The organism is Paenibacillus sp. S29 (assembly GCF_049319765.1).
Classification (GTDB): Bacteria; Bacillota; Bacilli; order Paenibacillales; family Paenibacillaceae; genus Paenibacillus; species Paenibacillus polymyxa_B.
Genome location: NZ_JBMOUI010000001.1, coordinates 233,946 through 258,665 on the forward strand (window position 1 = coordinate 233,946; position 24,720 = coordinate 258,665).

At 46.2% G+C, this 24,720-nt stretch carries 21 protein-coding genes; 14 read left to right on the plus strand and 7 right to left on the minus strand.

All coding sequences use genetic code 11. The features are described 5' to 3' along the window. Positions 1-29 precede the first annotated feature (29 nt). On the minus strand, positions 30-530 hold the full coding sequence (locus tag ACL9RM_RS01100) for a Gfo/Idh/MocA family protein (RefSeq protein WP_250266965.1): 501 nt from the start codon (positions 528-530) through the stop codon (positions 30-32). 165 nt (positions 531-695) lie between these two features. Between ACL9RM_RS01100 and ACL9RM_RS01105 the strand changes: the two genes are divergently transcribed. Then, the gene (locus ACL9RM_RS01105; RefSeq protein ID WP_414126064.1) at positions 696-1,601 is read left to right on the plus strand and encodes a helix-turn-helix transcriptional regulator; all 906 of its coding nucleotides are present in this window, start codon (positions 696-698) and stop codon (positions 1,599-1,601) included. 41 nt (positions 1,602-1,642) lie between these two features. Here the strand turns inward: ACL9RM_RS01105 and ACL9RM_RS01110 are convergent, their stop codons facing one another. Then, the gene (locus ACL9RM_RS01110) at positions 1,643-1,888 is read right to left on the minus strand and encodes a DUF6953 family protein (protein ID WP_013312611.1); all 246 of its coding nucleotides are present in this window, start codon (positions 1,886-1,888) and stop codon (positions 1,643-1,645) included. A gap of 213 nt (positions 1,889-2,101) precedes the next feature. Between ACL9RM_RS01110 and ACL9RM_RS01115 the strand changes: the two genes are divergently transcribed. Continuing rightward, positions 2,102-3,502 carry a transcriptional regulator gene (locus tag ACL9RM_RS01115; RefSeq protein ID WP_322158995.1) on the plus strand — a complete coding sequence of 467 codons (1,401 nt, stop codon included), beginning with the start codon at positions 2,102-2,104 and terminating at the stop codon, positions 3,500-3,502. 210 nt (positions 3,503-3,712) lie between these two features. Here the strand turns inward: ACL9RM_RS01115 and ACL9RM_RS01120 are convergent, their stop codons facing one another. Next, entirely contained in the window at positions 3,713-5,449 is a 1,737-nt protein-coding gene (locus tag ACL9RM_RS01120) for an ABC transporter substrate-binding protein (protein ID WP_165178105.1), read from the minus strand. A gap of 147 nt (positions 5,450-5,596) precedes the next feature. Between ACL9RM_RS01120 and ACL9RM_RS01125 the strand changes: the two genes are divergently transcribed. The 4 genes from ACL9RM_RS01125 (at position 5,597) to ACL9RM_RS01140 (ending at position 8,521) form a co-directional block, all read left to right on the plus strand. Beyond that, positions 5,597-7,183, plus strand: a complete 1,587-nt coding sequence (locus tag ACL9RM_RS01125; RefSeq protein ID WP_250266962.1) for a DUF4153 domain-containing protein — start codon at positions 5,597-5,599, stop codon at positions 7,181-7,183. A gap of 13 nt (positions 7,184-7,196) precedes the next feature. Further along, on the plus strand, positions 7,197-7,763 hold the full coding sequence (locus ACL9RM_RS01130; RefSeq protein WP_250266961.1) for a hypothetical protein: 567 nt from the start codon (positions 7,197-7,199) through the stop codon (positions 7,761-7,763). A gap of 12 nt (positions 7,764-7,775) precedes the next feature. Next, positions 7,776-7,922, plus strand: coding sequence for a hypothetical protein (locus ACL9RM_RS01135; protein WP_238807966.1), 147 nt, complete (start codon positions 7,776-7,778; stop codon positions 7,920-7,922). A gap of 161 nt (positions 7,923-8,083) precedes the next feature. After that, a complete protein-coding gene (locus ACL9RM_RS01140) occupies positions 8,084-8,521 on the plus strand; it encodes a hypothetical protein (RefSeq protein WP_069012257.1) in 438 nt (145 codons plus the stop codon). A gap of 73 nt (positions 8,522-8,594) precedes the next feature. Here the strand turns inward: ACL9RM_RS01140 and ACL9RM_RS01145 are convergent, their stop codons facing one another. Then, positions 8,595-9,710 (minus strand): WG repeat-containing protein, encoded by a 1,116-nt coding sequence (locus ACL9RM_RS01145; RefSeq protein ID WP_250266960.1) that lies wholly within the window; start codon positions 9,708-9,710, stop codon positions 8,595-8,597. A gap of 192 nt (positions 9,711-9,902) precedes the next feature. Continuing rightward, a complete protein-coding gene (locus ACL9RM_RS01150; RefSeq protein ID WP_250266959.1) occupies positions 9,903-10,616 on the minus strand; it encodes an SAM-dependent methyltransferase in 714 nt (237 codons plus the stop codon). A 318-nt stretch (positions 10,617-10,934) separates the two neighbouring features. Here ACL9RM_RS01150 and ACL9RM_RS01155 point away from each other — a divergent pair, with 318 nt between their 5' ends. The 5 genes from ACL9RM_RS01155 (at position 10,935) to ACL9RM_RS01175 (ending at position 15,387) form a co-directional block, all read left to right on the plus strand. After that, positions 10,935-11,252, plus strand: coding sequence for a PTS sugar transporter subunit IIB (locus tag ACL9RM_RS01155; RefSeq protein WP_013312603.1), 318 nt, complete (start codon positions 10,935-10,937; stop codon positions 11,250-11,252). After that, positions 11,245-11,577, plus strand: a complete 333-nt coding sequence (locus ACL9RM_RS01160; RefSeq protein ID WP_414126069.1) for a PTS lactose/cellobiose transporter subunit IIA — start codon at positions 11,245-11,247, stop codon at positions 11,575-11,577. The genes ACL9RM_RS01155 and ACL9RM_RS01160 overlap by 8 nt, the downstream gene beginning before the upstream one ends. A gap of 85 nt (positions 11,578-11,662) precedes the next feature. Continuing rightward, positions 11,663-12,991, plus strand: coding sequence for a PTS cellobiose transporter subunit IIC (gene celB, locus ACL9RM_RS01165; protein WP_250266958.1), 1,329 nt, complete (start codon positions 11,663-11,665; stop codon positions 12,989-12,991). A 72-nt stretch (positions 12,992-13,063) separates the two neighbouring features. Next, entirely contained in the window at positions 13,064-14,473 is a 1,410-nt protein-coding gene (locus ACL9RM_RS01170; protein ID WP_250262157.1) for a glycoside hydrolase family 1 protein, read from the plus strand. 203 nt (positions 14,474-14,676) lie between these two features. After that, complete coding sequence (locus ACL9RM_RS01175; protein ID WP_250266957.1) at positions 14,677-15,387, plus strand: GntR family transcriptional regulator; 711 nt, start codon at positions 14,677-14,679, stop codon at positions 15,385-15,387. Positions 15,388-15,482: 95 nt separating this feature from the next. Here ACL9RM_RS01175 and ACL9RM_RS01180 read toward each other — a convergent pair whose 3' ends face one another. Next, complete coding sequence (locus ACL9RM_RS01180) at positions 15,483-17,024, minus strand: family 43 glycosylhydrolase (RefSeq protein WP_250266956.1); 1,542 nt, start codon at positions 17,022-17,024, stop codon at positions 15,483-15,485. A gap of 405 nt (positions 17,025-17,429) precedes the next feature. Here ACL9RM_RS01180 and hmpA point away from each other — a divergent pair, with 405 nt between their 5' ends. Continuing rightward, a complete protein-coding gene (gene hmpA, locus ACL9RM_RS01185) occupies positions 17,430-18,659 on the plus strand; it encodes an NO-inducible flavohemoprotein (RefSeq protein WP_250266955.1) in 1,230 nt (409 codons plus the stop codon). Positions 18,660-18,771: 112 nt separating this feature from the next. Here hmpA and serS read toward each other — a convergent pair whose 3' ends face one another. After that, positions 18,772-20,061: a serine--tRNA ligase gene (gene serS / locus ACL9RM_RS01190; RefSeq protein WP_250266954.1), complete on the minus strand. Its 1,290-nt coding sequence runs from the start codon at positions 20,059-20,061 to the stop codon at positions 18,772-18,774. Positions 20,062-20,651: 590 nt separating this feature from the next. On the opposite strand from serS, the gene ACL9RM_RS01195 reads away from it, so the two are divergent. Together ACL9RM_RS01195 and ACL9RM_RS01200 are read left to right on the plus strand one after the other, a co-directional pair. Next, complete coding sequence (locus ACL9RM_RS01195; RefSeq protein ID WP_414126073.1) at positions 20,652-23,204, plus strand: DUF2339 domain-containing protein; 2,553 nt, start codon at positions 20,652-20,654, stop codon at positions 23,202-23,204. Positions 23,205-23,366: 162 nt separating this feature from the next. After that, the gene (locus ACL9RM_RS01200; protein ID WP_061829525.1) at positions 23,367-24,716 is read left to right on the plus strand and encodes a sodium-dependent transporter; all 1,350 of its coding nucleotides are present in this window, start codon (positions 23,367-23,369) and stop codon (positions 24,714-24,716) included. Positions 24,717-24,720 lie beyond the last annotated feature (4 nt).

The window sequence follows — 24,720 nt, forward strand, 5'->3', positions numbered from 1 at the left end:
TAAGAACAGGCATAAGAAAAAATACGGGATTAACGCTGGGCTTGCCCCAGTCTGCTTTTAATCTCAACAGCCACTTTCAGCGCTTGTACAGCCGATTCCAGTGGAATCAGGCTTTCCGAATGTCCGCCAAAGCATTCAAGTGCATGATCCCAGGCGGGATCAAACTTAATGAACTGGTTGACCAGAATCTTTTTGCTATATTGCTTCTCAGCTTGTTGCATAAGAAGAGCGTCTTCGAGATCAAAGCAAACCGGTGTTTCACAAAATACATGCTTACCGTGCTTCAGCGCATCCACGGCATAGGACCTATGCAGCTGGGAGGGCAGGCATAGATCGACGATATCCACGTCTGGGTCCAGCAGAATATCCTCTATATTTTGTGTGACTTCTACGTTTAGCTCCTCTTTCAGCTTTTGCAGCTTGGTTTCGTTCCTTCCAAATACCATGATTCTGTTTACTTTGGGATGGTTGTTTAACAGTGAGGCATGATACGCGCCGAATCCCGTCCCCAATATTCCAATATTCATCATCCATTACACCCCTTTACTTCTATGATACACACCTATTACTGCCAACAGGGTGTCAACAATCGTTGCATCATCTTTTCAATTCGGGTTAACCATCTATTGTGGAGGTATGATTGTGAGACTGCATCGTTTAATCGCGATTTTATTATGTATCAATCTAGAGGGAGAATGAAGGCCAAAGAATTGGCGTTGGCACTGGAAACCTCTGTACGCTCTATTTACAGGGACATCGATCTCCTGGCTGAAGCCGGCGTTCCGATTGTTACCGCATCCGGCCCGAAGGGCGGAATTTATTTAATGGAGGGTTATACGGCGAACTTGAAACAGTTGAATGGCGGGGATGTTATTCAGTTGTATTTAACAGGGATGGGCATTTATACAGGCGGGCCCACGGAATCGGGTTTGAAGTTAAAGAATGCTCTGCTCAAACTGGAACAGACGATGCCAGACCCGTATCAGTCCGATATTAAGAAAGCCAAAGCGCGGTTTTATTTTGATGATACGCCGTGGTGGACGGAACGTATAGCCATTCCTTGTCTTGAGGCCGTGAGAACTGCAGTGTGGGGGTCACATAAAATAACCATTCAATATGAGAAAGCTGACGGAATCTGTTCTTCCCGTCATGTGCATCCCTATGGACTTGTGGTGAAAAAAGGAGATTGGTATCTCATTGCCTTCTGTGAAGTTGGGCAGGAGATTCGGACCTTTAAATGTGAGCGAATCAAGGAGGTTCAGCCGTCTGCGGAAGTCTTTGAGGTTCCGGTGGATTTTTCGCTGGAATATCATTGGATGAGGCAAGAAACCGCGTTTAAGCAGCTTTGTACAGAGAAAGAATACTATCCCGTTTTGATCCGAACGAATAAGAAGCAAGTGGGAATTATAGCGAAAAGAATGGAAATCATCCAGTCTGTACAGGAAGGCAATCATTTCATTCTAACGGTCAACATGTATAGTTATGAAGCGGCTTGTCGCGATGCTATGGATTGGATCGGTAGGGTTGAAGTTGTGGAGCCTGTAACACTCCGACAGTTTGTGAAGGAAGAAATTAACCGACTCCAGAGGATATATGGATAAATGATTAAAAAAACACCTGCCTAGGGCAGATGCTTTGCTTGTTAAGTCCAGGCCCAGAGAAATCCGTCACGATCCCAGGCAATTCTGCCACCATGAAGCTTGCGGAATGCTTTTTTGATTTCTTTTTCCAGAGATACATGACCATGCTCGCTTATAAATACATACTGCTCTCCATACTCAGAGCGTACATATGCAATTGCATCTTCTTGTTTCAGGGTGCCCACTTCACGGATCTGCGCGACCATCCATTGTGCAATCTCTTGTTCTGTTGTAGGGGTGTTGTCCATTTGTCGTATCCTTTCCTGCGTACCGATTGGGTGTAGCTGTTCGGCTCACCTCCCCGTAGTATACGGCAATTCGGAGAATTATTGAATTTTTTGATATAAATTTACTTGAGCAGTTGGCTAAGTGGGCTTTCTTTTGTATAATTAAGGGAATATTCACGGGAATTTTCTTTTTTTGTATTGTAATCATGCAAGTAATCCCTGGGGGTGCCTGATTTGAAGGAAACAACCACAATTCGCGCAGAGCTGGAGCAGTACATCAGACGAGAAGGAATTACGATTAGTAAGTTTGGGGAGAACACAGGTATTAATGCAGGAACGATCAGTGCCATTATTAACGGTAATCGTCCGATTGCGATGCTGCTGTTGGATCGGATTGGTGCAGGCATGGGGCTTGAAGAAGGGAGCCTCTATGAGTTATACATTGATGAATTTATACGGAATACGGCACCGAATTGGCGACGGGTTCGTCCCTTTTTGCATCGCTGTGCAGAGCTGAACAAACTGGATTGTATTAAGCAAGTCGTGGAGTTTATGATGGACTATCTCATATACGCCCCAGCTTTGTTTGAGACAGCAGAAGAATTATTCAGTGAAGGTAAGCTTGAGGCTGCGGCAATTATTTATAAAAATGTTTCCGAAAGTGAGAAGTACCAACATTCAGAGCGTCTGGCGCTCTGCCAATATCGTTTATTTACGATTGCCGTTGGCGATGACCAGGACGGAAATTTATGGGCAGCCACACACTTCGAAAGCTTTGTGGACCGACTGGGTGAAGCAGACCAACTGGATGCCTTAAGAGACCTGGCTAATACCTATGCCTCCTTGCGGCGTTGGGATAAAGTAGAATGGTTTGCTGAAAAAATGGCTCAAAAAGCCAAGGTACAATACGAGCAAAAATACGGAAATACCAGAAGACCGGAGCGTGGCAAGGAACCTAAGGGTCCTTTGTTTATGTATATTGTATATTCTTACGTGCTGCGTGCCGGGGTGTGGGATGAGCGCGGGGATTATCAGAAGGCACTGGAATTTGTATCCCTATACTCTGATTTGAGCTGGGTGCAAGAGGATACGGAAGAAGCTCGGCGTTTAAAGGCCCTTTGTAGCAACTGGGCTGAGGCCAACGGGTATTTATATCAGTTGATGTCAGGCAGCCTGGATGTGATTCCACAATATATGGATTATTTGGAAAAAAACGAAGGCGAAATTCTGGTGGGGTTGCATAAAATTATGGTAGCGGCCAACCGTTATGATTTTAATGTAGATCATGTACTGTTGCACTTTGAAAAACAAATTGAGGCATTTGCAGATCAGCATGTCAAGGTAGGCACCTATACGGAGCAAATGTCAGCAGATCTTTATGCACGATTTTTGGCAGAGATGGCTTGTTATGATCTCAACAAACACCGTTATACCAAAGGCATGAAATTCTTGCTTGAGAGTCTTTCCTATTCTGTAGTGCTGAATGGTAATCCTGTCACCATTAAATGTGTAGGACTATTTGAAAAGTATCGGCATACTGCCACTTCTGAGGACAAAGAGGAATATAAAAACTTACTTGGAGAGGTAGAGTACATCCATGATAAAAAAGATCGTTTTTTCTCTGCTCGCATTTAATGTTTTTGTCCTATTGAATTTTTCACCCGTTACCCCCCCTATGGAAGATCCTAGCGACGTCCACAGTCATGGGTTGGGGGGATGGGCTTTTTCATCCCTTGAACCATCCGCTTAGAGGATCTAGAAAGCGGCATTCAAAAAGGTATTCTCTTATGAAGAAGAGGATACCTTTTTTTGATGTGAAGTGCATTTGAAGGAGCACTTTTGCCGTCAAGAGTGGGGAGCTGGAAGTTGAGCAGGTGGAAACCAGACATGACGCAGATCCACCCAGCCCTGACTGTTAAAAGATACGCCACGCACAGAAGGGAGATAGGCCGTCTGAACGGGCTTTTCATATAAAATATGCAGCTGGTGCTCATCCATGAGCCGAGTTTCGATATGTTCGAATTGCTGCGCCCTAACAGTATGATCGGCCTCCCGTGCAATTTCACGCAGCAGTCTTTCGATATCCACACGGCTATGAGGCTCCACATGCCCAGATACATTGAGATACAAGTCAAACAGGCGTAATTGCTCATCACGGTCACGAAAGAGAGAAAAGATGATTAAGTCTGACTCCATACGGATAGATGAGCTTTTGAATTCGTTCATAGATGCAGCCACGATGTTACAGGTATACCCACAGGATTCGAGCTGAGCCGCAACCCGGTCTGCGTCTGCTTTATACTCGGGAATGGTAGCAATTTGCAGCGCCGCCAGTGGTTCATAAGAATCGTTAGATGAATCCACTGCTGGAGGAAGGGAGCGATGATCCAGACATGCTACAATGCGGGCACGTATTTCTGGATTGCGTAGTGGTCCATCCTTGTGTGTATTACATGTGATAAATTTGCGTACCGAAGCCGCCGAGTGAATCTGGCTCCATGCGGTATCCGTATCTCCCGCCGATACGGGATTATGGATAATGTGAAAAGAAGAAGCGGTGTCTTCCGTATCCGACGATTCCAGCTTAGTCGCCCATGGGAGTTGGACAATTTCCACTCGGTCCAGATGAGCCCGGCCTTGAAAATAAGGTGCGAAAGCCTCCAGTGTACACAGGCTTTCGTTCATTTCCGTGACTTTGAATGCCCCTGTACCGACAGGGCGGATGCCAAAGGCGGCTTCACCCACCTGATTAAGTTCACGCGGCACAATCGCAGCCCGGCTGGTACACAGGAAGGATAGAAACAGCTCGTTCGGCTCCTTTAGTACGAAGCGTACTATCGTTGGACTTAGCGCCTGGACGTGCTGAATTTGCCGGACGATAAAATGGTAAAGTCTCCTTCCCGGCGCCCGACTCAGTCGCTCAAAGGTATAGACGACGTCTTCAGCGGTCAGTATTTTTCCGTTATGAAACAACACTTCTTTACGCAGGAAAAAGGTCCACTGTGTACGAGTGGTATCCACCTCCCAAGCGTGCGCCAATCCCGGCAAAATCTCGCCGCTTTCGTTCGCCCGGCGGGCCAGACCATCAAAGACGTGGCTGGATACGAAGGACTCGGCGAGCCAGTTCAAATACAACGGGTCCAGCGTATAGAGCTGCTGGCGAATAGGCAGACGCAGCGTGTCGATCTGCTGCTGATCACTGCGCACCTCTGCGTGATGCCCAAAATAATTCAGCAACCAGCCTTGCAAATGCTCCTGCATGGTGGAGGAGCGTGAATGAACTCGAATTTCATCCAGCGCGCGTTTGATATCATGGCGGTCTATGGCTTGCATCATGGATTGCACGGCAATGTCTTCCGGTTGAATGAGGAAGCGCAGACTGGAGCGACGACCTCTGCCTCGGCGGGGAGTCCATTGTATCCAGTCATGCTGCTCCATTTTCTGAATGATCATCAAGGCGTTGCGGTGAGTACAGTCAAAAATAGCCGCAAGCTCATCCAGCGTCGTCTCTATGGTATGGTTTTCGTCCTTGTTGTCAGCTGCGTGTGAGTGAAGCCGTAAAAATTGGGCATGGAGTTTCATTCAAGGTTGCTCCGTTTCCTCTATATTTGATTAAAAGCGTAGTCACTTTTATAAAATAGGAAATTTTGTTTGAATTAATTTCTCTTTATCTTCTTATTTTATCATCTACAATAAGGGTTATAAAGCATATTTGTGGAGGTATTTACCATGCATGACAAGATGAATGGAACGTCTTTGCCGAAAACGTCGTTTCTGTCCGCCTTTGCTGGCGCAATTGTGTTGGCGCTGGTTCATCAATATCTGTTTTACGGACATGGGCTGGGCGTGTCTATGCCAATTTTTGTTATTGGTTTTTACGCCTATATGTATGCCTTTAACCGAGATCGTTTCCAGTCCAGATCATGGATAGGGCGTTTGCTGTTTGTGATCATTTTCATGCTGGCATTGACATACGCGCTGTTCAATAATCCGGTCCTATACGTGTTAAATGCGCTGGCGATACCTGCTCTGATTAGCGTACATATGGTGCTGCTGTTCGGGGAGAAAAGGCATGGCTGGTCAGAACCCGGTATTATCGGTCAGGCGTTAAGCCATTGGTTTTATCAAAACTTTCGTCATATCGTGACCCCCTTTCGGATGGTCAAGACAGTAGCCCTTCGAAATGTAAAGGATGAGCGTAAGCGTGTATTGGGAAAAGTGCTGATCGGTTTACTTATTGCCTTGCCGCTACTGTTCATTATTATATCTTTGCTGGCTTCGGCGGATGGGATGTTCGAAAAGTTGTTAGCTGGAGTACCCGAATGGATCGGAACGCTGTCCTTTGGGAATGGCATGCTGCGGCTGATCTGGACCTGCTTTTTCACCTTCTGTTTCTTCTGTTATTTGTGGGGATTTGTACAGCCTGCTCCGCGTAATACGCAGAGAGAGACCCAATCATGGCACGGGTTAAATGAGCGCACGAATGGCCAAACCACCGAGCATGATGGTCACTCTTCAGTGATGATTGACCGACCAACGGTGCCTTACCACGAGCCGGTCGCGATTAAATTTGACCCTGTCATTACCGCTACGGTGCTGATTGTCATGAATCTGGTGTATGTTGTGTTCGTTGTGTTGCAGTTCGGATATTTGTTTGGTGCATGGGAAGGTGCTCTGCCCGAAGGAACCTCGTATGCCGAATATGCGAGAAGAGGATTCGGGGAGCTGGTTATGGTAACAGGTATCAACTTTGTGCTGATGATCAGTGTATTGAAGTGGACTGAATTTTGCTCAGGTATAGTGCAAAAAATGAACAGCGGCCTGCTGTACATACTCGTGGGTTGTTCGGGTGTGATGCTGTATTCGGGATATACCCGGCTGGTTATGTACGAAGAAGCATACGGCTATACGTATACCCGCTATTTGGTACACGCGTTTATGATTTTTCTGGGCTTGCTACTGCTTATTGCAGCAATGCGCATTCATTTCCGTCAACTGCCGTTGGCGAAATATTATATTGTACTCGCTCTGGTCGCCTATGTCGTCGTGAACTATGTGGGCATTGATATACGGATTGCTGAAAATAATCTCGAACGGTATCGCACGACATCGGTGATAGATAAGGAATATTTGAGTGAGCTATCGGCGGACGCGATTCCGCTGCTGATTGACTTTAGCCGTAAGGAACATGGATCACTAGATGAGTTTTTACAAGCCCGTTTGACGAGCATGACGAGAGAAGAATCGGCTTGGCCTGAATTCAATTGGGCAAAGTATCGAGCGCAACGGGAATTGCACGACTATATTTTGGAATGAGAGGTGTTTGGGAATGATCGGAACAGAAACGGCACAGGGTATGGTACTGGAGCTACAGGATGAAATGTCACAGTATCAGCATCAGTTTGGTGTAAGACGGAACGATTTTCTCGTGGAGGCTATGTCTTACGGAATGAGTGAGGAGGAAGCTCAGTCTTATGCTATCCAGAGTATCGGTCCGGTCGTTCCCGTCGCCTATATGCCTACGTTGGCTCCCGGTAAAATCCGACCACTCAGTCCAATGCTGGCAGCGCGGTACCGATATGCGGGGGATTGGAAGGATATCGACGAGCATCTGCTCCTACCTGATGAAGTCCTGCGGATCGCAGGTACAGAGCAGTTCCGCAGCTGGATCAGCGATATGCGGAATTACTGGGTGGAATCGGCTCCATACCGATTCGGGGATGATCGTCTTTCGCTGCTGTCGGTTGCGAGCGAGGAAGAGGGTCACTTTTCCATGCTCGTCTGGAAGGAGCCCGGTGAAGAGCCAGAAGTATGGACGTACGCTTCGCAGCATGAATACCGATTCAGTCATCTGCTCCATTGGTTCAAGTGGCTGAACGGGCGCAGTGAAGAATGAGAGGTACAGATGATGAAAAAGAATCGTAATTGGGTTGTGCTATTTATCGGCATCGCTCTGATGATGGGGGCAGCAGACTATTTAACACAAGCTAATCCTACGACTACTCCTGAGCTTATCGTTCCAACCGTAATCAGTGAAGAAAGCCTTCAGTTATGAGAATGAAGTTAATTTTTTGTAGTATTACGTTGTTAAAGTAAGCCGGAAATCACCCTAATAGTTGAGAGGGAATTGAGGCCAACATCAATGAATGTGGAGCCATCCAGATGTTCAAGCGACTCCGTCGTTTCCTCTACAACTTATATTCAGGGGGAATTTCAATGGCTAGAAGTGCAAGTACTTACGCATCTGTAATTGACGGTTTTAAGGTAGAAACGAACAAAAAGTATTCGCCAGTAGGTGGAACGAAGTGTAATATTTTTGCACAAGATGTGATGTCTGCGATGTCGGCTTCCCTGCCAAGTGGCTTAGCCAATCAAATGGCTGATGCTTTACTGGGCAACAATGCGCCGGGATGGTACACTGTAACCTTTCAGGATGCTCAAAAAAGAGCAAATCTCGGGTATCCTACCATCGGAATCAAAAAAGCAGATGGGCATGGTCATGTGGTCGTTGTCAGACCGAAGGGTTCATCGATCACGATTTTGAAGGAGGTACAGGTTGCACAGGCGGGGACCAAAAATTACAACAGTAATACCATTAATTATTCGTGGGTGGCAGCAGATCTGCCTGGGGTAAAATTCTACACACACGACTAATTGTATACGAGATATTGGAAATCTAATGACCCCGGAAGCAGATCCACTCGATCTGCCTCCGGGGTCGTCTTTTTTATTTTGAAACGGAATGTTTAGATACAATGAACGCTTTGCCTGGCTTGATAAAAGCAACAGCATAGCCATTGGAGAAGGAGGAGGATTCCACTCTGTACTCAAGTTTAGTTAGCAGTTGCCCTTGACGATTGATGTAGCCAAATTTGCCGTCTGAGACGGATGATTGTGTTTGTTTACCGACTAAAGCTAAGCCTTCTTTGAACGGAGAAGTAACATCATATTTTTGTTGATATTTAATGACCAGCGTTCCGTTTTTATCAATAAATCCGACTTGTTTTTTTGCATTTTTCACACTCGCCAAGCCTTCACTAAAATCCTGGGCATCCGTAAATTTAAAGGGAATCGCGACTTTTCCCTGTTTATTGATGAATCCCCATTTTCCCTTAGTATTTTGCACAGGGGCCAATCCTTCCGAGAAGTCTCCACCGGATTTATATTGAGGAGGAATAACTTCTTTCCCTGCTGTATTGATATATCCGTATAGCCCTTTGCTATTCTGAACAATAGCCAAGCCATCCGAGAAACCACGACTGTATTTATATTTATAGGGAATTGCTAGTTGACCAGAGGCATTCACAAAACCGATCTTGCCAGTGTTAGGGGCGTAGGCGAGGGCCAGACCGTCTGTAAATACATATTCTGACTCCACATTTTCTTTAAAATGAGAAAGGATTTTTCCCGTTCGATCTATAATTGCATTTTCTTTGGTGTCTGCTATGGTAACTTTGGCTTTTCCTTCGGAAAAGAAATTGGCTTCGGTATATTGGCAAGGGATGACCAGTGTCCCTTTGGTGTTAATGTATCCATAGAGATTGGTTTTTGTATTTTTGACTACGGCTCGTTGCTCATGAAAATCACCAATGGGTTTAAGCTCGGCGGGAAGTGAGAAAGCTTTCTCTCCTTTGGTATTGTAATACACGAGGTTTCCGGCAGATGTTTCAGCAGCCAATAAGCCATCATGAAAAGCACCATCGCTCAGCGGGCGAGCAACGTTGTAATCCAGAGCAGTTTTAGAAACTTCAATGGTTGTTGTGCCGGATGCGGCCCAGCCTGTTCCAGTAACGGAGAGGCTAGTAACCAGAATTAATGCAGCTAATCCTAACTTTTTTAACATGCATAAGCTCCTTTGTGAGTTGATTTTTTAACTTTGGGCTTCGAAAAATCTTACCTTCATACGTAAGGTATTCCAATATAGACGATAAAAATGTAGGAATGTTTCTTAATATTCTAAATTTTTCTAATTTTCATCTCGATAACCAGAAAGGGAGCAAGCGATTAGCTTGCTCCCTCTACACCTAAACCTGCCCTATATCTTTCGTATGCTTAACAGAGAGTTGCCGTTACGCATAAACTCATACGGAACCTTGGCCTCTGTCACCCGTAAGCCTTCTGCCTCCAGCTCAAGAATCAAACGATCTAGCAGATCGTAACGAGTTCCCGTTAAATCGGTCAGAGGAAAAATACGAACTTCCTCTGAAGCCACTCGCAGCAGTTCGTGTACCGTATTCTTATGAAACTCATAGTCGAGTCGATCACTATACATAAACAGAAAATGGGCAGACAGCACGATATTAAACTGTTCATCTTCAAAGGGAAGCTCCGGCAGTACCGCAGCAACGTAGCGTTCTGGGTGCTTCCTCATATCCTGCGTGCAATCCTGCAGTGCTTGATGGCGCTGCTCGCTAAGCCCTTGCACATCTCCATAACAGCTCCAAACATAATTATCTTTTGCACGTTCTAGCGTTTCCATTGCATGCTCAATATCCAATAGGCCTTTGCGTTTCAGATCATCAATCTTGTGGTCGTAGGCGATATCACTTGCGGTGATATCCAGCGAGGCTTTGGTGCCCAGAGCGGTGAAGGAACATGCTCCCGCAGGACAGTCCAAAATCTTTTTGCCTACAAGTTCAGGAATGTGCAAATTGAACATTTGGACGTACTCCTCAAACGTACGACCGATGAACACGACCCGGTCTAACTCTTGCTTGATTTTACTTTGACTCTTCTCATCTCTACTCATCTCTTCTCACCTCAGCTATTCTTTGGCTACGGAGGAGCAACCAAGTTTACTCCGTAAGCTCATGTTAACATTTTACAGAATCGAATAACATATCATTTGGCAGAACCTCTTATAGTTAAAATCGATTCTATTGAGAGATTAAAGATAAGAGATCACGTTCATTTTCAAGAAAAAAAGTGAAGAAACAGTGTCATTTTAAAAAAAGTCTATACATATATATTAAATGTATAGACAAATCAAAAAACTGGATTTATAATTACGCTGTAAACGTTTTCTAGTAGTTAACATCCAATCAGACCTTGAAGGGAAGGAACAATCATGAAGAAAATTTTGCTGGCGTGCAGCTCAGGTATGTCTACAAGTTTGCTGGTTACTAAGATGCAGGATTATGCTAAGTCCATTGGAGACGAGGCTGAAATTTGGGCAGTAGGTCAAGATCAGGCGGCAGAAGACATGGCTAAGGCTGACGCAGTATTGATTGGCCCGCAAATGAGTTTTCTTAAAGGACAGCTGGAAAAGGAAGCAGCCCAATATGGTATTCATGTAGAAGTGATTGACATGATGGCCTACGGGATGGTTGACGGTAAGAAAGCCTATGAGCAAGCAGTGAAGCTGGTGGAACGCAAAAATGGATAAAGTCAATATAGCCGAACTGACGGAAGAGCAAATTAGTTTCCAACTTATTCTTCATAGTGGAAGCGCTCGCAGTAAAGTGATTCAGGCGCTGACCGAATACCGAAATGAGAATGTAGAGGGTGCGGACGAACTGCTCAAACAATCCAAGCAGGATTTACGTGCTGCACATGATATCCATTTTCAAATGGTTAAGAAGGAAGCGGGAGGGACCCAAACTCCCTTCTCGCTCCTTCTAATGCATGCCGAGGATCATCTGATGTCCACGGTTACCATGAAGGATCTGGTTCTAGAATTGCTGGAGCTGTTCAAATCCAGAAATTTATAACGGAACATGTAATTTTGTGAAATTTGGGACATGAAAAAGCTTGCAACCCTATTGATGCAAGTCACTTCGCGGGGAGGAATAGGCTTTGTTTGAGAAATTAAGCCGGATACTGATACCTATTGCCGGTAAACTGAACAACAACCGCTATCTTACTGTACTGCGTGATGCATTTATGTTGTCATTTCCATTAACAGTTTTTGGCTCCATCATTGTCGTTATTATCAATCTGCCGTTTCTAAAAGATTGGATGGGCGACGGTAATTATGCAACTTTTAACAGTCTGCTGAACATTGCGCCGAGTGCCACCCTGAACATCATGACCTTATTTGTGGTTGTCGGGATCGGCTATTATTTATCCCGAAGTTATAAGGTCGAGCCCATATTCGGTGGCATGATCGCGTTGGTCAGCTTCTTGATGCTCACCCCGTTTGTGCTGACACAAGAAAGCGGTGCCACGATTGCTGGTGTCATTCCGTTGGATCGGATTGGGGCCAAAGGCATGTTCCTTGGCATGATCGTTGCTTTTATAGCTGCTGAAATTTACCGAAGAGTGACACAGCGGAACATTGTTATCAAAATGCCTCCAGGCGTTCCGCCAGCCGTTGCCAAATCGTTTGCCGCTTTGCTTCCGGCGTGTATCACATTGGGCATATTTTTGATCATTAATGTTGTAGTTACACTGACTCTTCATAATAACCTGCATGATCTGATTTATCATGCTGTACAGGCACCTCTGGTGCACTTGGGCAGTGGTATTATACCTACATTAATTGCTATTTTCTTTGTTCAGCTTTTATGGTTCTTTGGGCTTCATGGTCAGATTATTATCAACTCAGTCATGGAACCGATCTGGAATACGCTGGCACTTGAAAACTACGAAGCGTACTCCAAAGGAGCGGAACTGCCGCATATTATCACCAAGCAGTTTGTGGATATTTATACCGTAGGTATCGGTGGTACAGGTATGACACTGGCCGTAGTGCTCACGATTCTGATCTTCCTGAAGAGTAAGCAATTGAAGCAGGTCAGTAAGCTGGCCCTTGGACCGGGTCTGTTTAATGTCAACGAGCCCGTCATATTCGGTTTGCCGATTGTGATGAATCCGCTTATTTTTGTCCCATGGGTCATTGCTCCAATGATCGTTACGCTGATTACTTACTTCGCCATGTCTACTGGGATTGTACCGCCGCCAAACGGAATACAGGTTCCTTGGACGATGCCGTTGTTCTTTAGTGGAATGATGGCTACGGGATCTCTGATGGGAGGCGTACTGCAGTTGTTTAATATGGCTGTCGTCTTTGTCATCTGGTTCCCGTTCCTAAAAATTATTGATCGGATGAACGTTCGTAAAGAGCAGGAAGAGGAGCTTAACCAAACAGCCATTGCAGGTAAGGATCAAACTGTTGGAATGTAATGTGAATAAGCTGCTAGATTAGCAGCTTATTCATGCAAAAGAGAGAGGAGTAGAGCTGTGAATCATACCGAAATGAAAGATATAGAGCAGCAAACCATTCAATACCGTTTTCCATCCGACTTCTGGTGGGGCTCATCGGCCTCGGCTACCCAGACAGAAGGAACCGTAGAGGGAGACGGCAAAGGACCGAACATTTGGGATTATTGGTTTGAGCAGGAGCCGAACCGTTTTTATGACGGCGTTGGACCTGGCGAAACGTCCCGTTTCTATACCCGTTATAAAGAAGATATTGCACTCATGAAAGAGCTTGGTCACAACTCCTTCCGGTTCTCTATTTCCTGGTCGCGTCTGTTTCCGGCAGGGAGAGGTAAATTGAACCAGCAGGCAGTTCAATTCTATAATGCCGTCATTGAAGAGTTGCATCAGGCGGGTATTGAGCCGTTTGTGAACTTGTACCATTTTGATTTGCCGATGGCTTTACAGGAAAATGGAGGCTGGGTGAACCGGGAGACGGTTGAAGCTTACGTGGATTACGCTAACACTTGCTTTGAGCTATTCGGGGATCGTGTAGCCAAATGGTTTACGCATAACGAGCCGATTGTCCCGGTGGAAGGCGGCTATCTATACGATTTCCACTATCCGAATGAAGTGGATTTCGGTAAAGCCGTACAGGTGGGATATCATACCTTGTTATCGAGCGCGAGTGTCATTAAGGCTTACAGAGAAGGCGGTTATAAGGGCAAAATCGGAATTATTTTGAACCTGACGCCGACTTATCCGCGTAGTCAGCATCCGGCAGACGTGCAGGCTGCTGAAATATGCGATGCGTTCTTTAACCGTTCCTTCTTAGACCCATCTGTGACGGGAGAATTCAATCCTTTGCTCGTGGAGCTGTTACGCCAAGAGGGATATGTACCAAGCATGGAAGACGGAGATCGGGAGATTATACGCCAGGGCACTGTAGACTTGCTGGGTATTAACTATTATCAGCCGCGCAGAGTCAAGGCTCGTGAAAGTCTGCCAAACCCGGATGCACCTTTTGTGCCGGAACGTTTCTTCGATTATTACGTCATGCCTGGTCGCAAGATGAATGAGATGCGGGGCTGGGAGATTTATGAGAAAGGCGTTTACGACATTCTGACCAATGTCAGAGAAAATTATGGAAACATTGAATGCTTCATTTCAGAAAACGGAATGGGCGTTCAAGGTGAAGAAAAGTTCAGAGATGAACAGGGCATGATCCGCGATGACTATCGCATTGATTTTATCCGTGAGCATCTCAAGTGGGTTCAACGGGCCATTTCAGAGGGCTCCAATGTGAAGGGCTATCACTTATGGACGTTTATGGACAACTGGTCCTGGACGAATGCTTATAAAAATCGCTATGGTTTTGTGTCTGTCGATCTTCAGAACGGTGGCAAGAGATCCGTTAAACAGAGTGGGCACTGGTTCAAACAGGTGATCGAGAATAACGGATTCTAAGGTGGTCCTCTGGACCGCCTTTTTTTCTTCATCATCATCAAAGAACTGTGCTGTACGCCGCTGGTGAGAAAGTATAATGTTCGGTATACTTACTTATACCGTGATACCTTAACGTCCCGCCTGCAGAACAAAAAGAACCAGCGCTACCGATGTTTTTGGTAAAATGCTGACATAAAACAAATTTTAGTACAGGTGGTAGACCAATGAACAAATACGAACGGATTGCACAAGAGGTCAAGAAGCGTATTATAGACAAGACCTATAGCAGTGATGATCCGATTCCCGATGAAATTTCACTGGCCAGTGAGTTCCGGGTAAGTCGGATGACGATTAAGAGGGCATTAGATACGTTGGTGTCGGAAGGGCTGTTGAATCGTAAAAGAGGACACGGAACCTTTATTGTCAAATCGGTCTACAATGGCCCGGTTAATGTCGTTGTGAATGAAATGCTGGGGCTGACAAACGTACTGCGCGGGAAAGAAATCAAAAGTAAAATCATAGCCTTTGACGTTCAATTTCCATCTGAAGAGGTAGCGGCGCATCTATTTATTGATGCCAATTCTCCTGTGTATCGTGTAGTCCGTCTGCGTATTGTAGAGGGCGAGCCGTATGTGATAGAGCGCACATACATGCCTACGAAGCTGATCAGCGGTATTACCGAGCAGGTGTTGCACGGCTCAGTGTACAAACATATTAAGGAGGAGCTGGGCCTTAATATTGTCAGTTCACATCGTACCATCCGCGCGTCCAAGTCGACCGAGCTAGATTGGGAGTATTTGGATTGTGGTGCGGATGATCCAGTTTTAGAAATTGAGCAGGTAGGTTATCTGGATACGGGTATACCGTTTGAATACTCATTCTCACGGCATCGGTATGATAAATTTGTGTTTACCACAGTAAATCGGGTACGTTGAGCGAATGAGTACGAAACAGGTGGTAAAGCAAACATGGCAGAAGAAGCCTATCTAATATGGGATTCTCCTGCCATGTTCTTTTTTAATGAAGCAAGTTAATTGCCAAGCAATCTTACTTCATGCACTGTCGGGGTATACCAGTTGTTCGGATTATTGAATAGCACTGCATTTACAAGGTTGATTCGCACGTAGCGAGCTTGAAAATTGACTTTGTCACTGGTAAAACCATACGTGGTATTACCTGTGCGGTCAATCGTGGAGTAGTTAACTCCATCCGTGCTGTATTCAATTTTATATTTGTAATACGCTTCAGATCCTTTGTACATAAACCATGAAATATCCACTTCGCTGATGGTCTTGGTACTGCCCAAATCGACCTGCCACCAAGCGGGCCAGGATGCGGAAGCAGCTTTCCACGAGGTTTGGGCGTTGCCATCGTTCGCCAGTGAAGCTGGAGAACTGGATGCGGCTGAGCTCGCAGTCGCTGTTTTGCCCTGTGCGTGATTCACAAAGGACGGTAGGATTACTGTGCCTGTCGCAGCATCCAGATCCCAGCTACTGTACCAGTTCAGGGTTGCTGTTTTGTTGGAGTCATTCAGAGTTAGTGGCAACCAGATGAATTTGTGGTCGCTCAGATTGAGCGGATTCCAGCGGTCGCCCATATAGATGTAGCTGGTTCCTGAGCTACCCGTAATTGTGGCGATGGAATGGATTTGCGAGCCGTAAGCCGCCGGGTCACCGAAGGGGGACAGAGCAGACCAGCTCCCAGTCATGGAACTGGCGGTTGCGTAAGCGCCCTGATTCGGATACCAGCCGGATGCCTGCGAGGTGAACAGATAGTAGGTATTGTTCTTTTTCACAACAGCAGGAGCTTCGCGATAGCCATTTTCAAAAATCCAGCCAACGAACGACTGTACGCCTGTATAATCGGCTGTCAGCTTGAAGATCGCCATCGTATCGTTGGCGCCGCCATTTTTACGGGAAGCTGTAATAAGGTAGCCGCTACCGTCAGTATCCGTGAACACCGTCATATCCCGAGACTCATAATTCAGCGGGCGGAAGCTGCCTTGGTAGGCAAAATTTCCGTCGGGTGTATCGCTGGTAGCGACGGCTACACGACCGAGTGAGTAGTCCGTGCCATTTTCATAGTGCGCCCATAGTACATATTTTCCGGTGGTTTTGTTGTAGATGACTTTGGGACGCTCGATTTTGCTCGAATTCAGCTCAGGGGCGGAATCTTTGGTGAGAATACTGCTGCGGAAGGACCAATTTTTCAAATCGGTTGAGGTATATACGTTCACTTTTTCAAATTTCCAGTTTTCGGCGTGCTCGCCGTACCAATAATAAGTAGAACCTACTTTTAGAACATTACCGCTGTTCGCCTGAATCGGGTTACCTGCGGTGTCTTTCCAATCCATTCCGTTCGTAATGGCGGTGCTTGCTGTTGCGCTCAGGGATAGTTCAGCATTGGCGACGTCCAAACCATTCAGCGCTTGGTTCACCTCGGTCCCGTAGGTTGCTTGCGTAACGCCTGTTGTATGAGCATGTGCTGTATCGGGTTGAAGACCCGCACTGGCCACTGCGAATAGGATACAAATCCATGCGGCTAACCATTTGCTGCTGTTGATCCACTTCACGATATCATCTGCCTCCTTTAACACGGATAGGATGGGTCGGAATGGCTTGTCCGGCACCTCATCTTCGATTTTATCCTAATTGGAAGCGTTTACAAGTGGAATAAATTGAAGTCTTTAGCATGGTGAAACTGTTGTTACGAGAAAGGAAAAATCTGATCACTACATACAAAAAGGGTATATAGATATTTGAAACTTTGGGGAAAGCTCGTCAGTTATGTGGGAAGTGTTTATTAATTGTGCGTTTTGTCATTGACACGTTCACGTTATTTCAAATTTGAAGTGACTGGAATCACATAAACGGTTACTTTATGTGGGTATACTGGGTTTTAAATTGAGGATTAACAAATGGGACATATGTTGAAATACCCTTTGTTATCTTATTTTGAAGAGAAGAGGGATACAAAGATGCTAAGTGAGCAAACCATTGCAACGATCAAATCGACTGTACCTGTTTTGGAGGTACACGGAACTACAATCACCAAGCGTTTTTACCAGATGATGTTTGAGGCCCATCCCGAGCTTCTCAATATATTCAATCACGCGAATCAGAAGCAAGGACGTCAACAGGGAGCGCTGGCCAATGCTGTATATGCGGCTGCACAGCACATTGACCGCCTGGAGGAAATTCTTCCGGTGGTACGCCAGATTGCACATAAGCATCGCAGTTTGGGAATTAAGCCCGAGCATTATCCTATCGTCGGAAAATATTTGCTCGCTGCGATCAAGGACGTACTGGGAGATGCTGCTACAGACGAGATCATTGCCGCATGGGCCGAAGCCTACGGTGTGATCGCTAACGTATTTATAGACATGGAAGCTGAAATGTACAAGGAGGCTGGACAGCAGCAGGGAGGCTGGTCAGGCTTTAAGAGCTTTGTTGTGCAGAAAAAGGTCAAGGAAAGCGACCAAATTACGTCCTTTTATTTGGTGCCGCAGGATGGGCAGGTGTTGCCTGAATTCGAGCCTGGGCAATATATCAGCTTAAAGATGGAAATTCCGGGCGAACACAATACCCACATTCGTCAATACAGCCTTTCGGATGCACCGGGCCAATCTCACTACCGGATATCTGTAAAGCGTGAGGATGCTGTAGAGTCCCGCCCGGCAGGTAAAGTATCCGTGTATCTGCATGAGCAGGTGCAAGAGGGCGATGTGCTTCAAGTATCTGCACCGGCGGGTGATTTTACGCTGGATCGGACAGATCGCAGACCTGTCGTGCTGATCAGCGGTGGGGTCGGGCTAACCCCGATGGTTAGTATGCTGGCTTCTTTGGTGAAATCTGCTCCGCATCGGCCTATCACTTTTGTCCACGCAGCAGTCAATGGGGATAACCATGCTTTGCGTAATGAGGTAGAAAAGCTGGTCGCCACACATGCACAGGCTGCAGTTCGCTGGTGTTACAGCAGACCAACGGAGCAGGATCGGCTGGCACAGGCTTTTCACAAGGAAGGTCGTTTGGATCTGGCCTGGTTGCAATCCGTGATACCGGATCGGAACGCCCAATATTATTTTTGCGGCCCTGAGGGATTCATGCAATCGGTATACGGCCTGTTGAAGGAGTGGAATATCCCTACTTCGGATATCCACTATGAATTCTTTGGTCCTGCCAGCGCATGGGAAGCAGAAGCACAATGACACAATGAAACACCAAAAAAGACGAAGGGTATTTATCCTTCGTCTTTTTTGCGATGATTACGATCGAAAATCCTGCTCATTGGGTACTACTTTTCAAAGTGCGCTCCTGTTTTCATAACAAGGGAGTACGCAAAAATTCCATACCTCCCGGCATATATGGGCGTAAAGCCTCCGGAATACGGATCGAACCGTCCTCTTGCTGGTGATGCTCCAGCAACGGAATCAGAATCCGGGGTGAAGCGACCGCTGTGTTGTTGAGCGTGTAACAATATTTCAATTTGCCGTCCGCATTGCGGTACCGGATGTTGGAACGACGTGCCTGGAAATCAAGCAGCTGGGACGACGAATGTGTCTCGCCGTAAGCTTGGCGGCTGGGCATCCATGTCTCGATGTCCACCTGCTTGTAGGTTTTTTGCGCCATGTCGCCTGTACAGACAGCCATCTTGCGATAAGGCAGCTCCAGCTGTTGAAGCAAGTCTTCCGCATTGCGCGTAATTTCTTGAAACATCTGTTCCGAAGCGTCCAGGCTAGCTTCGCAGATGACGACCTGCTCAACCTTGGCAAACTGGTGGACACGATACAGTCCGTGTACATCCCTTCCGGCTGAGCCGACTTCATTGCGAAAGCATACGGACACGGCTGCCAGCCGAATCGGGTCCGCAACATCCACGATCTCACCGCTGTAATACGAGACCAGCGGCACTTCCGAAGTGCCTACAAGCCACTGATCCTCTCCTGAGATGCGGTACGTCTGATCCAGTCCGAGCGGGAAAAAACCAGTGCTGCGCATCGCCTCTGCACGTACCATCAGCGGAACATCCAGCAACTGGAATCCACGTTCAGTCAGCAGATCGACCGCAAGCTGCTGCACAGCCCGATGCAATGCAACCCCTGCTCCCGTCAGATAGTAGTTACGGGTACCAGCTGTTTTGACACCCCGAGGGACGTCGATAAGCTTGTGAAGCTCACCGAGCGCCATATGATCCTTTGGTTCAAATTCGAAGTTCGGAACCGACCCGACCCGCTCCAGTTCCACATTATCCTCATCCGATCTCCCCCGTGGTGTATCTGGCGATACGATATTAGGCATCAGAAGCAAGAGCTGTTGAAACTGTTCCTCTACTTCCTGTTGCGGGGTTTCCAGAAGATCTAGCCGTCCGTTAATTTCTTTAACCTGCCGCTTCGCCCCTTCTGCCTGTTCACTCTGGCCGGCATGGATTAGCGCGCCAATATCCTGACTACACTGATTACGCTTCTGTCGAAGCTGTTCCACTTCCTGAAGTAGCTGTTTTCTCTGATCATCCAGGGTCAACAGCTCCCCGACCGATACCTGTATTCCTTTGCCGTCTGCTGCTGTCTGAACTTGCTCTTGATGCTCTCTGATCCATTTGATATCCAACATGACACCGCACTCCTTTTCGGATAAAAATACAAAAAGCGCCCTCATCCACATGGGACGAGGAGCGCTTTGATCTCGCGGTGCCACCCAAATTGACCGGACAGCATGACTGATGTCATGACTCTCCAATCCACTTTGCTCCGCTGTAACGGGCGGTCCGGTTTACTTAGGTACATATCGCCATATCCTACGCTAACGTATGGTCCTTGGCGTAAACGCCTCCGAGTTGGATGCTCTTCACAGGCATAATATCGTTTGCTTTTTTGTTAGTATACGGATTTTCGGCAGGGTAATCAAGGGCATGAGTCTGCACATTGGATTAATTCCTTTTTTCATTGTGATCTTTCCAATAAAAATAAATACACAGCGTAGACTCTGCAACACATCCATGCGGATTTCATGTTTGCGAAGGGAAAAGGTAGGCTTTATTTCATATGTATATCCATTCTACTTCATCTGCGATCATGAAACTGGAAGAATATTTAAGTAAAAGCCCCAATTTACCGTCTAAAATGGGCTATAGTCTCTATAATGACTTTTTAATTTCATGTAAAATGTAATGATTACCAAAATGGACAGCAATGGAGGAGAACATGGAGGATTTTAAAGATCGTTTACATACGATCCGCCAAGAACAGAACAAGCTGCTCAAGGAGTATCAAACATTAATCGCGGACTATGAAGCCTCAGATATCATTTTGGAGAATGAGGTTCTGCGAAAAAAGTTCGGGGATTATCAGGCTCGCTGCATTCACTTGGAAGAGCGAGTACGACATATTGAGCAGGAAAATGGAAAGCTGCGCACTGCGCTGACGGAGCAAATGCTGAGTGAAAAGGCAAATATGATTCGCATTTCGCGTGAAAAGCTGGAGACCTATTTTGCTTCCAGAACCGCAGAAGGGAAAAATCGGCTGACATCCTTTGAATATGGGGCTAAAAACCGGGTGGACCAGCTTATTCAGCAAACTACGCATGAGCTTAAAGAAGATCAGGACGAGATCGTCGCCAGACTGCGACTGTTTTCAGAGGAGATTCGTGACCGGATCATGGAGCAACGCGTGCGGTTTCAGGAGGCCGAGCGCCAATTGCTTCATCAGACGGCAAGCGAGTTTCAGCAACTCGGAGAAGAAGAGATCAGCGAGGAAACGATGCAGAAGCGCATGAAGCAAAATCAGTTTGAAATGAAGCTAGGCTTGAACTGGATCAACAAGCTGGGGATTTTGCTCATTATATTGGGTGTGGGAGCCGCTTTTAAATACTCATACTCCAACTGGTTCACAGGAAATATGAAGGGCGTGGCCTTCTTTCTGCTAGGAGCGCTGATGCTAGGAGGCGGCGAATGGCTGTATCGCAAGCAGAAGCAGACCTTTGCGCTCGGTATTTTGGGCGGCGGTATTTCTGTACTGTACGGATCGATTTTTTACAGCTACTTTTTGTTAGAAATCATAGGAATGTATACAGGCATAGGCTTGTCCGTACTAGTTACGGTGACCGCTGTGCTACTGTCATTAAGGTATGAATCCCGAACGATATGCTCTTTCGGTTTAGTAGGGGGGTATCTTCCGCTCTTTTCTTATATGGCAGCGAACGGGCTGGAAGGGAACGCCGTGTATATCGCCATGGGCTATTTGTTCCTGTTAAATCTGCTGATTCTGCTTGTATCCTTCCGCAAACGGTGGGTCGTCGTGCAATATATCAGCTTTCTGCTTAATACGCCCTTGATGATTGTGCTGGCGTGGTTATCGGAAAGCACCGTAGCGAGCATGCTGTATGCAGTCATTACATTTGCGATGTACCTCGGGATGACACTGTGGGTGCCGTTCCGTTTAAAAACAAAACTGTCATGGCTGGATTTCTCCCTATTGGCTCTGAATACAGTCGTGAGCTGTTCCGTTCTGTATTCTCTATTCGGCGATGCAGGCCTGGATGATTATAAAGGCTTGCTGGCTCTGGTCTTTTGCTTGGTGTACGGAGGTCTGGGACAATGGGTCCGTCGATATATTCCAGAGGAGAAACAAACCAAAATATTATTTTATGCGACTTCTTTGACCTTTGCCATCCTCATGATTCCGTTCCAGTTTGGAGTTAGATGGTTATCTATGGGGTGGTTGATCGAAGCAGTTCTTCTTACATTATATGGACACCGTTACCGGTTGAAGGAATTGGAACGAGCTGGCTGGGGCATTTTATTACTGTGTCTGGGCGCATTCTTTTTCGTCGATTTCCCTATATATCTGTTGTCAGGATTTGAGACAGACTATTTTGGACTCAAATATACGCTCATTACACTGGGAATGTTGATCGTTACCGTCTTCTATGCGATTGAATTTAGCCGTCCGAATGCTTTCAAAAACAATCGGTTGTACGAAATGCATCTCATGCAAGGATTTAAATATGTAGCTTTGGTGAACGTGTATTTCTACCTTTTGTATGAAGCCGGGCATTGGTATAACATCGTCTTATCCGACGAGTTTGCTCATTACACCTTGTACAAAGTATTGTTGTATGCCTGCGTATCGCTGGTGTTGGCTTATTTCCTGCCTAAGGTGAGGTTGCTGTATGATCGGGTGATTAAATACTACAGCTTGGCGTTGTACGTCATAGGCTACGCGCTGGCACTGGTGGTCACCGTAACGATTCCGACCTTGCATGAAAATTATGCGCAAAATACGGCTGCTGATTATGTGGCATTGGTGGTACTCGCAGCCTTTAATGTGCTGGTATTCTTCAGCAGCAGGGATTTCCTAAACGCACTGATGACCCGACATTATAGAAGTAATGAGTTGTATCCGGTCATTATGGGTGTATATTTGCTGGGCATCATAACCGCCTTTCTCGGAGTTCAGTTCCGCCTGAGGGATGCAGGTCTTGTGTTCAGTCTGGTGTATTTGCTGCTGGCCATTTTGTATATTGTATACGGCTTCCTCAAGCGAGTGGTCTACATTCGCAGATTTGGATTGGGCTTGACCTTGCTGTCGACAGGTAAGCTGCTGTTGTATGATCTACATCTGTTAACGACAGGAAGCACGATTGTAGCCTACTTCTCTTTTGGTGTTGTACTGTTGGCGATTTCGTATATTTATCAAAAAGTATCTAATCGCATGGGAGAGACCATAATAAAGAAGGATGTTGAAGAAAATATGTAGTTTTCTGTTGTATTTTGTAGATACCGAACATTATGAAAATAAATCCGGTAATAGTGAAAAATTATGCATGACCTTACATCCTACTTACGCTATAATGAGTAAAAATTATTTATGTACGCATGCTCATGTTTATGCGTAAGTAGAGAGAATGAGGGGGATATAATGAATTTGAGCAAGGGGCAGAATAGCCTGTCTGATAAAAATGAACGCTTCTCGTCTGCTGGATTTATATTGGCGGCGATCGGCAGTGCGGCAGGATTAGGTAATATTTGGAAATTTCCGTATATTACAGGACAATATGGTGGAGCTGCATTTTTCTTATTGTTTATTGTCTGCCTGTTGCTTGTTGGTTTGCCTGTACTTTTAGCGGAGCTTGCGCTTGGTCGTGCAGGTCGAGGAAGTGCTGCTTCTGCAATGGTAAAAGTAGGCGGTCATCCGATTTGGGGCAAGATGAGCATCATGTTTGTTATCGTGCCGTTTGTTATCTTGTCGTTCTATGCCATTGTAGGAGGCTGGACACTGCATTATGCCGTAGAGGCATTTAGCGGAAATCTGTTTTCAAATAATGATTTTGCTGGACAGTTCGCTTCTTTTTCCTCCGGCTATGCGCCGTTGGTTTGGCTGTTAGTTGTTTTTGCATTTACAGCAGTCGTGGTAACTCTTGGGGTATCGAACGGGATTGAAAAGTTCAATAAAATTTTGATTCCTGCCAAGGTCATCCTGTTGCTCGTGTTGATGATTAACGCTCTTATGCTGCCAGGCTCTGGTGCGGGCGTATCCTTCTTTCTGAATCCCGACTTCTCTAAGCTAAGTATAGAGTCTGCATTGGTTGCTTTGGGACATGCCTTCTTCTCACTCTCACTGGGGATGGGAATTATGATCACGTACGGTGCATACGTAGATCGCCGTCAATCGCTGGGTGGAGCCATGCTGGCCGTTGGTGGCGGAGATTTAATCTATGCGTTTATCGCAGGTATGATTATTTTCCCTACAACCTTCTCCTTCGGAATTAATCCGGCCCAAGGACCATCGCTGGTTTTCATTGCTTTACCGGCTGCTTTCTCGGCAATGCCTTTTGGTGCATTCTTCGGCGGTTTGTTCTTCGTACTGCTGGCGGTTGCTGCATTAGGTTCTATGGTATCCTTGCTGGAAGTTCCAGTAGCCTATGTCATGGAGCGTATGCGTTGGAGCCGGGTTCGCTCCGTTCTCGTCGTATCGGTCCTGTGCTTGATGCTGGGCGTCCCTTCTGCATTGTCCATGGGGCTGGTGCCTGAACTAAAAGTAGGGGATAAATCATTCTTTGATTTCGTAGACTTTACCGCATCCAACATCTTCTTACCGTTAGGCGGTTTGTTGATTGTTATATTCACAGGTTATTACTGGAAGACTGCGGCTGAGCATGCGAACATCAAACCCTTCTGGTTCAACGTATGGTTATTCGGTCTTCGGTATGTTGCACCGATCCTGATGTTGTTGGTCTTCCTTCATACCTCAGGTATCATCAAATTTTAAGAGA